Origin of the sequence: Sorangium sp. So ce128, from assembly GCF_051525245.1 — a bacterium.
GTDB classification, from domain to species: Bacteria; Myxococcota_A; Polyangia; order Polyangiales; family Polyangiaceae; genus Sorangium; species Sorangium cellulosum_B.
The window spans coordinates 9,844,553-9,856,998 of the sequence record NZ_CP150313.1 but is presented as its reverse complement, the minus strand read 5'-3'; the positions used below and the strand labels follow the sequence as shown (position 1 = coordinate 9,856,998).

Genomic DNA, 12,446 nt, shown 5'->3' with positions numbered 1-12,446 from the left:
GCCGCTTGATGATAATGAGATCAGGGGCAGATGTGGATGATTCCTGTTGAAGAAGGCAAGGCGCTGCTCCTCGGTGACGAGCTGTTTCGCTCGGTTGTGAGCGAGATGCGTCCAACGTGGATCGGCGGAATCCTCGAGGCGGTCCTTGCTGTGACCCGGTGCGACTTCTTGGGGTTTGGGGGGGAGGATCGTGGTGATATGTCACGACAGGAATGCGTGGTGTACGGCGGAGAGCCTGTTCCTCGATCTCAGGCGGGTCAGCCTGAATCTCGAGAACGAAGGGTCGCCAATCGAGTGTGCGATGGTAGATCTTCTCGAGGTCTCCGCTAAGATCGTATTCAATGCAAGCGGAGCTCAGCCGGGTTTTGACGCGCACGCCGGAGCACGGGTCCTCCCTCTGGTGTGGCACATCATGAGGCTCGTCGAGGAAGCGCCTGGTCGCGAGGAGGCGCTGCGCTGTGTTGAAGAAGCCTTGTGGCGAGGGGTGGGAACGGAAGTTGCCAACAGGTTCGAGGCAGGCCAAACGAGAAACCTATGAGGGGATCGCGCTGGGGGGGGCACGTTCCGGCACCAGGCCCCAGCCAGTCGAGGTCGGGGCGGCCGCGTTACGGCGGGCGTCGCGCCAGGTTCGGGCGCGGCGCTGGTCGTGTCTGTGTGCGGCGGCACCGCGGTTCGGCCGGCGCGAGCTCCCCAGGCCCGAGCCTCAGCGATTGGGCTCGGTCGGGCCCACGCCAGCCGAGGGGGGGATCCGTCGTCACGCCCCCGGAACCCCGGCCGAGCCCGCGGATCGCGGCGACGGTTCGCCACCGCAAATCAGCCTGCGGGAGCTCGTCCTGCGCGCGCCGCGCGCCCTCCGCCGCTCAGGGCGCCGGCTGTGCCGGCACGAAGCGCTCGATGACCGCCTTGCGAAGCAGCTTCGGCGGCAGGATGCCCTGGGCGAGCACGAAGTCGTGGAATCGCTGCGCGTCGAAGCGCGGGCCCATCATGGACTCGGTCTCTCGCCGCAGATCCATCAGCCGGGTGAACCCGTAGAAGTACGAGGTCGCCTGCCCCGGTGCGCGGAAGGTGTAACGCTCCACCTCGGATTGCGCGAGGGGCGGCGAGAGGACCACCTCTTTCTCGAGGAAGGTCCGCGCGGCGGCCGGCGTGATCTTGCCCGCCTGGAGCTCCGGGTCCAGGAAGCCGCGAGCGGCCCGGACCAGGCGGTGTTGCAGAGAGACGAGCTGGCCCTCGGGCGGCATGAACGGGAGCAGGATGGCCTCCGAGTAAAGCGCCCACCCCTCCATGGTGGCGCTGTTCTCCGCGAAGACGGCCCGGGCGATCGAGACGCCCCGCTCGACGAGCGCGGCGAACTGGAGCTCGTGCCCGGGGCGCGCCTCGTGGGCGGTGAGCGTCCATGACGCCGCGGCATAGGTGAAATCGTCGATCCTCCGCAGCTGGTCGGAGGGCCCAGGCAGGCTGAGCGGAAGCACGAACTCCCCCGCTTCTCCCTGGTTGTCGAGCAGCCGCGGCGGCCGCATGCGCGGAGCCGGCATCTCGGCGCTCTCGGCGGCGGTGCCGAGCCGGATGCGCGCCGGCCGCTCCGGCAGCGTGACGAGGCGCTCCTTCCGGATGATCTCTTCGATCTGGGCGAGCCGCTCCTTGTAATGCGGCAAGATCGCCTCGCCCACGAGCTGCTCTTTCTTCAGGGCGCGGATCACGTCCCGGTAGTCCGCGCTCGGCAAGTTGCGTGCTTTCGCGATGGGCAGCGAGAGCTTCGGCATCTGCGCCTTCAGATCGTCGAAGGCGGCGTGGGCCAGCCGAGCGAGCTCGGCGGGCGGGATGTCGACGCCATGCAGCTCGAGCATGTACGCGTAGAGCGGCGGCGGCAGCGCGAAGTCGGTCCGCGCCTTCGGGAGGACGTCCTTGCGCAGCGCCGCGTCGTACGCCTCGAGCTGACGATTCAGCGCAGCCAGCGGCTCTTCGTGGCCGCTGATGCCGTATTTCCGGAAGAGCTCGCCGAGTCCCTCCCGCACGCGGGCGTTGGTGGCGAGGTGCCGCTCGATCTCCATCCTGGAGGGCGCCAGCAAGCCGGGCTTCCCGAGCTCCTGGTCGAGCCTCTTCCTCGCCTGCTCGGCGATGGGCGCGTGGCCCGCCTCCAGCCCGGCGTACCGCCGGAGCCGCGCGAGGGCCGTGGCTCGGCGCGGCGGCGGGATGCGGTCGTCGAGCAGGGTCGAGATGCCCTCGAACACGAGCCCCGTGGCGTGCACGTAGGTGACCCGGGTTCTCTCCTCGAGCTCGGACCCGCGGACGGCCCGGTCCGCAGCGTCCAGCAAGATCTGAAGATCCTCGGCGACCGCCGGATCCTTCTCGGCCGCTCGGCGCTTCTCCAGCTCCGCGATGGCCTCGCGGTACGCGGCGCGCAGCCGCGCCTCGACGCCGGGCGACAGATCGGAGACCTCCTGGTCGGCGCGCTCGACCCCCAGCGCGCTGGCGCGCTCCGGCGAGTACCTGGCGAGCACGTCGAGGAGGATCTTCGCATGCTCGTTGCTGCGCTCGACCCACGCCGGCAGTCGCGGCGCCGCGGCCACCGCGCTCTGGCCCGGCGCCGCGGCGGCCGCGCTCTGGCCCGGCGCGGCGGCCGCGCTCTGGCCCGGCGCGGCGGAGGGCGAGGGAAGGGGAGCCGGCGCGGCGGGCGGCGGCGCCCTGACGGTGCACGCGGCGACGAGCAGGGGCGCGACGGCGCGGAGCGAGCGCAAGGTCATGAGGCATCTCTCGCACAGGCGCCCTGGAGCGCCAACCGGAAGCAGAGGAGCAACGTACCCGCGCACCGAAGATGCCTCCCGTGGCCCGCGGCGTGAGCGCGGCCCCCTCGGCGCATGGACAAGTTGTTGAATTGGCACCGCTTTTCAGGGGACGTCGGAGCGCATGGAAAATATTCAGTCAACCCGGGTCAGGTCCCCGCAGCCGGGGCTTGACGTCTTCGGGAACTTTGGATCTCCTTCTCCGCTGGCAGATCTCGGTAGATGAATTCACGATAGTGAAACTGGCCCTGCGGGCCGCGTCGGCCGGCACAGCGCTGAGCCGCATGGGAAAGCGAGCGGTGGAACATGGCAGACATTCGTCATCTGGTCATCGTGATGCTCGAGAACCGCTCCTTCGATCACATGCTGGGTTACCTGCGCGGCACGGGCATGGACGTCGATGGGGTGATCGGCGCGACGAACGCGGACGATAACGGCACGCCGATCACTGGATATCATCTCGAGAGCACGAGAGTCCGGATCCGCCCGCATCACCACCGGAAGGAGGTCGTGCGGCAGATCAACGGCGGCGCGATGGACGGCTTCGTGAAAGGCTACAGCACGAACAGCCACGTCGCCGAGATCATGAGCTGGTACGACCAGCGCGATCTGCTGACGTACGATAGCCTGGCGCGACAGTTCGTCGTTTGCGACCGGTGGTTCGCTTCGTTCGCGGGCCCGACGTGGCCGAACCGGTTCTTCGCGCTCTGCGGGACCAGCGGCGGGCGCACGGGCAACCTGCAATGGATCGACCACGCGACGTTCCTCGACTTGTTGCCGGTCGACTCGTGGCGCTACTACTCGCACGACATCGCGTTCTTGCGCACCGTCGAGAAATACAAGGGCCACCGCGGCCTGCCGATCGCGAAGATATCCTCGTTCTACAGGGCCTGCCGTGAAGGCACGCTGCCCAGCGTCTCGTGGATCGACCCGAACTTCACGCTGGTGGACGTGGACGCGCTGCTGAACTGGGCGAATGACGACCATCCCCCGGCCGACGTGGCGCGCGGTCAGAACCTGATCGCGCGCATCTACAACCACCTGATCGCGAGCCCGTCCTGGCCGCACGTGGCGCTGGTCGTGACCTACGACGAGCATGGCGGGTTCTACGACCACGTGCGCCCGCCGCCGTCGCCCGCGAACGAGGCGGCGCCGTTCGATACGCTCGGCGCTCGCGTGCCGGCCCTCGTCGTCTCGCCGTGGGCTCCGCGCGGCGTGCCGTTCCACGGAACACTCGATCATACCTGCATCGCGCGCACCGCGCTCGAGCTGTTCGCGCCCGATCGCGTGAACGCGCTGAGCCCTCGGGTCACCGCGTCTCCGAGCCTGCTCTCCGTGCTCAGCGAGACCAGGCCACGCACCGACCAGCGCAGGCTCGATGGTATCCCGATCCTGGAGACGGCGGTCGCCCCGATCCACATGGGCTCGACCGCCCCTTCCGGCTTTCACTCGATGGAGCTCACCGACGCTCAGCAGGAAATTCTGACGCTGAAGAAGGCCGTGCTCGAGGCCGGCGTGCCCGTCGAGAACCATTGAGCCAGAGCGCGGCCATCCGCGGCCGCGCGCCCCTCCGAACGAACCCGGCGTCGACGCGCCCTGCCTCGACGGAGAGCCCGCTCGCCGGCGAGCCGCGCCAGCTGCGCCGCCCACGCGGTGACCTCTCCGTTTCGCGTCACGCGCCCTTCAGCGCCGCCGTGCAGTGCCCGCAGCGCACCGCCTTGATGGGGATGCTCATCGCGCACTCGGGGCACTCCTTCGTCGTCACCTCCTCCGCGTGCTGTCTGTGAAGCTTCCCCATGAGCCGCACCAGGAGGAAGACGCTGAGAGCGACGATGAAGAAGCTCACCAGGCTGTTGATGACGACCCCGTACTGGAGGAGGACCGCGCCGGCCTTCACCATCTCCTCGGGGGTCGCGTACGGACCGGGCCCGCTCGGCGACTTCAGGACGATGTAGTGCCGGCTGAAATCGATGCCGCCCGTCAGGAGGCCTATCGGCGGCATGATCAGGTGATCCACCAGCGTCTTGACGATGTTGCCGAACGCCGCGCCGATCACGACGCCCACGGCCATGTCGACGACATTGCCACGAACCGCGAACTTCTTGAAATCCTCCCAGAACATCGCTTCCTCCGGCGTCGGGGGCTCCTGCCCTCGCAAACGCACCGCTCCGGTATCGTCTCTCCGCGATCAGGGCGCTACCAGCCGCCTGTGCGGACCGCGCGGCAGCGGCGGTCGCCGCCATCCGCGCAGCCGCCGCCAGCAGCACGAACGGTGCCACCGGGCTCGTCCGTGGGCTCCCCCTGGCGAACCGCTCGCAACTGCGCTTTCCGCGCGCTCCCTCCCGCGCTCTCGCGCGGTCCCCTCGCTCGTCCGGCGCTCCCTCCCCTCTCTCCGCCCGCTCCGCGCCGCGCCTCGGGCCCCCCGTCTGTCCCGCTCCCCCGCGCTCGCAGCGCGGCCGCTGCCTCGCCCTCCGTGCAAGAGCGCCACATCTGGGGCCAACTGCGCCACCTCACGCCGATTTCGCACATGGCGGTTCCCCGGCCCGGGGCGGCTCTCTAGGATGCGCGCCGGAGGAACCACCGAGCCATGGACCCCGACGCCGAGGCCGCCCTGCGCTACCGCGCCAAAGCCGAGCTGCGGAAGCGCGCTCGGGCCGTCCGCAGCTCCATCCCCCTCGACGCCATCCTCGAGCGATCGCGCCGGATCCAGCGCGCGCTCGCGGAGCTGCCGGCCCTCGCCGCGGCCCGGCGGGTCGCGCTCTTCTACCCGATCGAGGGGCGCAACGAGGTCGACCTCAGGGAGCTCGATCCGCTGCTGCGCGCCCGCGGCGCCCGGGTCGCGTACCCCTCCATCGACCCCGAGTCGCGCGCCATGACCTTCCGCTTCGTCGAGGACCCCGAGGCCATGGAGGAGCGCGGCCTCGGTTTCCGCGAGCCCGACGCGACCGACGAGGAGGCCGCCGCGCTCGACGTCATCGTCGTGCCCGCCCTGCAGATCGACGCCCGAGGGCACCGGATCGGCTACGGCGCCGGCTACTACGACAGCACCCTGCCGCGCTTCTGCCCCCCGGCGCATGCGGTGGGCGTCGTGTTCGACTTCCAGCTCGTCGCCGAGGTGCCGGCGACCCCGGGCGACGTCCCGCTCGGGACCATCGTCACCGACGCCCGCGTGCTCGCCGCCGAACCCGCCTAGGATGCCCAGGGCGCAGGTGGGAGAGGACAGCGCGAGCGACAGGCCCGTCCTCCTCGCGGCCATCGCCTCGGGCGCGATGATCGCCCAGCAGGTCGCCGGCCGGGCGACCCGGGACGCCCTCTTCCTCGCCAGCTTCGGCGCGGCCGACGTCCCCAAGGTCATGGCCGTCGGCGCGGCCCTGTCGTTCGGCGCCGTCGTCCTGCTCTCGCGCGCGCTCCTCCAGCTTTCCCCCGCGCGCGTCGTCCCGGCCACGTTCGCTGCGAGCTCCGTGCTCCTCGCCCTGGAGTGGGCCCTCGCCCGGCGCGCGCCCGGCGCCGCCGCCCTCGTCTTCTACCTGCACATCGCCGTCTTCGGCGCGACGCTCATCTCCGCCTTCTGGTCGCTCGTCAACGAGCGCTTCGACCCCCACACCGCTCGCCAGTCCATCGGGCGCATCGCGGGCGGCGGGACCGTCGGCGGCGTGATCGGCGGCCTGTTCGCCTGGCGCGCCAGCCGCCTCATCGACGCCCCGACGATGCTCCTGGCCCTCTCCGCGGTGAGCGCGCTCACCGCCTGGGCCACCCACCACCTGGGCGCCGCCCTCGCGCGCGCGGCCGGCGCCACCGGCGGGGCGGGGCGCACCGAGGTTGAGGCGGGGCGCACCCAGGTTGAGGCGGGGCGCACCCAGGTTGAGGCGGGGCGCACCCAGGTTGAGGCGGGGCGCACCCAGGTTGAGGCGGGGCGCACCGAGGTTGGCGCCGGCGGGGCGGGGCTCGCCGCGCTGCGCGACAACAGCCACCTGCGCGACCTCGGCCTGCTCGTCGGGCTCGGCGCCGTGAGCGGCGCGCTGTTCGACGTGGCCCTCAGCGCCGAGGCGGCCGCCGCGATGACCGACCGCAACGCGCTGCTCTCGTTCTTCGCGCTCTTCCACCTCTCGGTGAGCGTGCTCTCGTTCCTCGTGCAGTCGCTCGCCGCCACCTTCTCGCTCGACCGGCTCGGGCTCGCCGCCACCATCGGCATCCTCCCGGCCGCGGTCGTCGCGAGCACCCTCTCCCTCGTGGTCGCGCCGCGGCTCTGGGCCGCCTCCATCGTCCGCGCGACCGAGGCGGTGCTCCGGAACTCGCTGTTCCGGTCGGGCTACGAGCTGCTCTACACGCCCCTGCCCCCGGACCAGAAGCGGTCGATCAAGACGCTCATCGACGTCGGCTTCGACCGCATCGGCACCGCGGCGGGCAGCGGCCTCGCGATGGCCCTGCTCGTGCTCGCCCCGGGCGGGTCGCTCCCGCTGCTGCTCGGCCTCGGCGCGGCGGCCGCGGGCGTCACGCTGCTCTTCACGCCTCGGCTGCACCGGGGTTACGTCGCCGCGCTCGAGGGCAGCCTGCGCTCCGGCGCCGTCTCGCTCGACCCGACGAACGTCGTCGACGCGACCACCCGCCGCACCCTGAGCGGCACCGTCGACGCGCTCAGCCGCGACAGGGTCCTCGCCGAGCTCGCCGCGCTCCGGAACGCCGCGGCGGCGCGGCACGACGCCGGGCGCGCCTCCGCCGACGGCGAGCGCACGTCGCACCCCGGCCCGCCGCTCTCCGGCCGCTCGCCGCTCTCCGGCCGCGCGTCGCTCTCCGGCCCCGCCCCCGGGGACTCGCCGCGGCCTCCGGCGGGTGATCGCAGGGGCGTCGACGGGCCGCTGTCCGCGCGCGCCGCGTCGGCCGCGCTGGCGTCCGATCCGGTGCTCGCCGCCACGGCCGACCTGCGCTCCGGCGATCCCGAGCGGATCCGCCGGGCGCTCGTCCGGGAGCCGGACCCTTCGCTCGTGCCGCACCTCCTCCCCCTCCTCGAGCGCGAGGGGCTCACCTCCGAGGCGATCCGGGCGCTCCGCGCCGTCGCCCCCCGCGCGACCGGCCAGCTCGTCGACGCGCTCCTCGATCCGTCCGTGAGCGTCGCCCTCCGGCGCCGCATCCCGCGGGTGCTCCAGGCCTGTCCCACCCAGCGCGCCGCCGACGGCCTGATCCTGGGCCTCGCCGACGAGCGCTTCGAGGTGCGTTTTCAGTGCGGCGTCGCGCTCGCGCGGCTCCTCCAGCAGCGCGCGCCGATCCACCTGCGGCACGACGACGTGATCGAGGCGGCGATGCGGGAGATCGCGATCGGTCGCCGGGTGTGGGACGCCCAGCCCCCCAACGTCGCGCCCTCGGTCGAGGCGCCGCTGGCCGAGCGATTGCTCGTCGAGCGGACGAGCCGCAGCCTGGAGCACGTGTTCCGTGTCCTCTCGCTCTGTCTCGAGCGCGAGCCGCTCGAGATCGCCTACAGGGCGCTCCACGCCGACGACGCCCATCTCCGCGGGACCGCGCTCGAGTACCTGGAGAACGTCCTGCCGGCGCCCATCCGCGAGAGCCTCTGGCCGTACCTGGGCGCCCGCGCGCCCGCCCCTCCCGAGCCAGGCGTCACCGAGCCGCGCGCGCCGCGCCTGCCCGAGCACGCGCTCGACGAGCTTCGCCGCTCTGCCGCCAGCATTCCGCGGGCGTCGATCTCCGCTGCGCGCCGACGACGAGAGCCACGCACGTAGCGCGTGCCCCACCGCTCGTCGCTCCAGCGAGCGACAAAAAGAAAAAAGCGTCGCCGGGGCCTAGGGGGGGAGAGGCCGCACCAGCAACGCTCGTCCATGAATTAGCAGCTCACATGCCACCGCGAGAAGACGGAATTAGAGTTAAAATTCGCATAGATGTCCCGGGCACATCCTCCCGGTATTGCAATCCTGCGATTTCACCCTTGCAAGCGAGCATCGTGTCGGGGACGTCCCCCACCCATCCGTCTCAAGGCGTTCCCCCCGGCCGTCTGCCCCATCTCCAGCGGTTTCCGTCCCTCTCTGCACCATCCAGAGCCGCAGCAGAGCGGCGGTCTCCCGCACAGGAGACGGGCCCAGATCGGCGTTTTCGGCGCGCAAGCGCACTCCGGTGCGCTGAGCACCGAAAACGTCGAGGTGGGCCCGTATCCGAAGCGGGAGACCGTCGCTCTAATGGAGGGGTTCGCGGCGGTGGGCGCGCTGGTCGAGGTGCTCGGCGATGGTGAGCCGGTCGGCGTCGCTCATGACGACGAAGCGGACGGCGAGCAGGTTGTCGCGGTCCCAGACCGGGCGGGCGCGCAGCCGGATGGGGCGCCCGACCCCGAGGTCGAGCTCGAACGGGGTCACGGCAGGCAGCGCCCGGCCTGCCAGCGCGGGCGCGCGCTCGACGACCATCCCCGTGGGGGAGAGATCGATCGCGCGACACCGGTGCCGGTGGCCATCGACGAGCGCCGAGACGGGGAAGTCGACCTGCGCGCGCGCGCCCTGCCTCCGATCCATGGGAGCCTCCTTGGTGTCCTCGTGACGCGGCGAGCCTAGGTCGCGGGCCTCGTCCGGGCCAAACATCGGGCGGGCGAGCCGCGCGGTCCGCTCGCGGCGCCGGGGCGCGATCTCGGCGCGGTCCGCTCGCGGCGCCGGGGCGCGATCTCGGCGCGCGCGGGATCGGTGCGATATGCTGGCCCGGCGAAAGGAAGGTGTGGCGATGCCCACGTGCCGGGAATGCGATAACGAGGTCGACGAGCTCAAGACGATCAAGGTCGGAAGCAAGAAGAAGAAGGTCTGTGAGGACTGCGCCGACCGCGCGGCGCAGGAGGGCGCGATCGCCGAGGAGAGCGAGGCGGTGGTGCAGCAGATGATGGGCTTCAAGGGGAGGCGCTGACCGGTCGCCCGCTCGCGCGCCCGCCGATTCCCGCCCATCTCCCCCGCGCGGCGAGCAGCGCGATGCCGCGCGGACTCCGCCGATCTCCCCGTCGAACGCCGGCCCGTCGTCCTTCTCCACGATCTCCCGCGAGCCCGTGTCGCGCGCGTCGACCGCGGCAGGCCAGCCGCGACGCGCATAGCGGATCCTCCGCCAAGCGATCGAGCAGGGCTGCGAGCTGTTTTCTTGCTTGCGGTGCAGCGGTGTCGCCGAGGAAGCGCGCGACCTCCCTCGGGTCACAGGCGCCACGGCCGAGATAGCGAATGCAGGGGTAAGGTAGGTAAAGGTCGTTGACCGACATGGAGAACCCTGTCGCATTGGGGGTTCACCCACATTTCCCCGGGGATTTCGTCTGCATTCAAGCGAGCGAGCGACCACTTCTCTATACATTCCTTACATCAGCGGACGGACTGCGCATTGCAGTTTTGCATCGAAAATTTGCAACCGTGATGTGAAAAACGGCCGAGGTGTGCGACCTAATTGGGTGTTCGTTTCGTTTTCGAAAGCATTTCGTCTTGACCCGTCGTGTTAATCCGGGAATAAGTTGTTTCACGAGAGCGCCGGTATCCGCCCCTCTGGTGCTGAATGGTCTGCACCGATGGTTCGCGGCGCGAAGGCACGCAGCGGGAGGCTCCTCTTTTGCCCCCTGATGCTTTCGCCCGTTACGGTCCTGTTCACCACAGGGGTTCGACGACGCCGGGGGAGATAAAGCCATGCATTCGATTTCTCAAGGCTTTGGGTCGCGGTCGTTTGCCGCCGGTAAGGTCATCGCTTCCCTGATAGCGATGTCTATCGTCGGCTTCGGCTGCGCGCCGCTCGACGAGGACGTGACCGCAGAGGAGCTGGACGCGGAGGAGCAGGCGGCCGGCACGACGTATCGAGTCGGTCCCACGCGCACCTACAAGACCATCGGTGAGGTAGCCAGCAGACTGCAGCCGGGCGACGTGGTGGAGGTCGACGGCAACGCGACGTACTCGGGCAACATCAGGCTCACGAAATGGGGCACGCCCACCTCGAAGATCACGATCCGCGGCGTTCGCGTCGGCGGGAAGCGCCCTGTCCTGAGGGGCGGCACCAACACGATCGAGATCAACGCGAACCACATCGTCTTCGAGGGGTTCGATGTGACGGGCGGCACCTCGAGGTGCATCTTCCAGCACGGGCACGATGTCACGATCCGTGACTCCGTGATCCACGATTGCCCATCGCACGGGATCCTGGGCGCCGACAGCGATTCGGGTACGCTGTTGGTGGAATACGTGGAGGTCTATAAGTGCGGTGCCGGTACGACGAAGCACCCGATCTACATCGCAACGGATGAGACCGCTTACCCGGGTTCCGTGTTCCGGATGCAGCACAGCTATGTCCACGATGCAATCGGTGGCAACGCGGTGAAGACCCGCGCGGAGCGGAACGAGATCTATTACAACTGGATCGAGGGCGGGCTCTACAAGGACCTCGAGCTCATCGGCCCCGACGGGCAGGATCCGGGGCTCGCGCGGGAGGACTCCGATGTGGTCGGCAACGTCTTCCGCAAGACGCATACGCAGTTCGTGATCCGCGTCGGCGGCGACGGCACGGGCGACACCAACGGGCGGTATCGGTTCGTGAACAACACGTTCCTGCTGATGGCGGGGTCGAGCGCGGCGATCCACCTGTTCGATGGCATCGAGAGCATCGAGCTGCACAACAACATCTTCCATCGCGTCGGGGGCGGGAGCGTTCAGGTCTTCCGTGACGACGCGAGCTGGACGACCGGCAGCCCGCTCATCAAGGGCGTCAACAACGCCGTGCCCACGGGCACGACGGTGCCTTCCGGCTTCACGGGGACGCTGATCGTGAGCGATCCCGGCTTCACGAGCATCGGCAATCGCGACGTGACGCTGCTCTCGACGAGCCCGCTGCGGAACGCGGGCGTCAGCTCGACGACGGGGATCTCGGGGCGCACGTTCCCGTCGCCGCTCGCGATGCCGCTGTACCACCCGCCGAAGGCGGGGCTCGCGTCCGTCGGCTCCGCGCAGCGGCGGACGGCCGTGGGCGCGGTCGACATCGGCGCGTTCGAGTTCGGGACGACGACCACGACGCCGACGACACCGACGCCCACGCCGACGACGCCGACGCCGACGCCGACCACGCCCACGCCGACGGCGCCGGTGTGCTCGGTCGCCAACGCTGGCCAATGGTTCAATTCGCAGCTGCCTTCGACCCAGCGGGGCACCTTCACGGCGACCTGGGACGTGACGCCGAGCGCGTCGAAGATCGACGCCGTGGTCGGCCTCTCGAGCGGCTCCGCGAGCCAGTGGACCCAGCTCGCCGCGATCGTCATCTTCGACGAGGAAGGCAATGTCCGGGTCCGGAACGCCTCGAGGTACCAGGCGCTCCGGGTGTTCCCGTACACCGGCGGGACGACCTATACGGTCCGGATGGTGGTCGACGTGGCGGCGAAGCGGTACTCGGTGTACATCCGGCCGAAGAACGGCACCGAGGTGCAGCTCGCGAGCAACTACGCGTTCAGGTCCGAGCAGGCCAGCGTCGCCTCGCTCGCGAACTGGGCGATGACGCAGACGATCGGAACGGCCACGCTGTCGGCCTGCAACTTCAAGATACAGTGATCCCACGGAGGGCCGGCGCGACGAGCGCCGGCGCTTCCTCGGGGCGGTCGTCCGAGGGGGGCCCGGCGCGAGGAGACGGTGTTCTTCGCGCGGCGCTGGGACCCCGCCAGGGTACGCGCTCACC

Annotated in this window: 8 protein-coding genes; 5 read left to right on the top strand and 3 right to left on the bottom strand. The window is 70.3% G+C overall.

The window, feature by feature from the left end; all coding sequences use genetic code 11:
• Positions 1 to 860: 860 nt before the first annotated feature.
• Positions 861 to 2,744, bottom strand: coding sequence for a DUF885 domain-containing protein (locus tag WME82_RS37430; RefSeq protein WP_438039227.1), 1,884 nt, complete (start codon positions 2,742 to 2,744; stop codon positions 861 to 863).
• Between the two features lie 345 nt (positions 2,745 to 3,089).
• On the opposite strand from WME82_RS37430, the gene WME82_RS37425 reads away from it, so the two are divergent.
• A complete protein-coding gene (locus tag WME82_RS37425; protein ID WP_438039226.1) occupies positions 3,090 to 4,319 on the top strand; it encodes a phospholipase C in 1,230 nt (409 codons plus the stop codon).
• A gap of 136 nt (positions 4,320 to 4,455) precedes the next feature.
• Here WME82_RS37425 and mscL read toward each other — a convergent pair whose 3' ends face one another.
• Entirely contained in the window at positions 4,456 to 4,905 is a 450-nt protein-coding gene (gene mscL, locus WME82_RS37420; RefSeq protein WP_437912836.1) for a large conductance mechanosensitive channel protein MscL, read from the bottom strand.
• A gap of 465 nt (positions 4,906 to 5,370) precedes the next feature.
• Here mscL and WME82_RS37415 point away from each other — a divergent pair, with 465 nt between their 5' ends.
• Together WME82_RS37415 and WME82_RS37410 are read left to right on the top strand one after the other, a co-directional pair.
• The gene (locus WME82_RS37415; protein ID WP_437710847.1) at positions 5,371 to 5,976 is read left to right on the top strand and encodes a 5-formyltetrahydrofolate cyclo-ligase; all 606 of its coding nucleotides are present in this window, start codon (positions 5,371 to 5,373) and stop codon (positions 5,974 to 5,976) included.
• Between the two features lie 16 nt (positions 5,977 to 5,992).
• Entirely contained in the window at positions 5,993 to 8,515 is a 2,523-nt protein-coding gene (locus WME82_RS37410) for a hypothetical protein (protein ID WP_438039225.1), read from the top strand.
• 447 nt (positions 8,516 to 8,962) lie between these two features.
• Here WME82_RS37410 and WME82_RS37405 read toward each other — a convergent pair whose 3' ends face one another.
• Positions 8,963 to 9,292 (bottom strand): PilZ domain-containing protein, encoded by a 330-nt coding sequence (locus WME82_RS37405; protein ID WP_272104316.1) that lies wholly within the window; start codon positions 9,290 to 9,292, stop codon positions 8,963 to 8,965.
• A 202-nt stretch (positions 9,293 to 9,494) separates the two neighbouring features.
• Here WME82_RS37405 and WME82_RS37400 point away from each other — a divergent pair, with 202 nt between their 5' ends.
• Together WME82_RS37400 and WME82_RS37395 are read left to right on the top strand one after the other, a co-directional pair.
• Positions 9,495 to 9,671, top strand: a complete 177-nt coding sequence (locus WME82_RS37400; protein ID WP_157907138.1) for a hypothetical protein — start codon at positions 9,495 to 9,497, stop codon at positions 9,669 to 9,671.
• An 824-nt stretch (positions 9,672 to 10,495) separates the two neighbouring features.
• Complete coding sequence (locus WME82_RS37395) at positions 10,496 to 12,322, top strand: hypothetical protein (RefSeq protein ID WP_438039224.1); 1,827 nt, start codon at positions 10,496 to 10,498, stop codon at positions 12,320 to 12,322.
• Positions 12,323 to 12,446 lie beyond the last annotated feature (124 nt).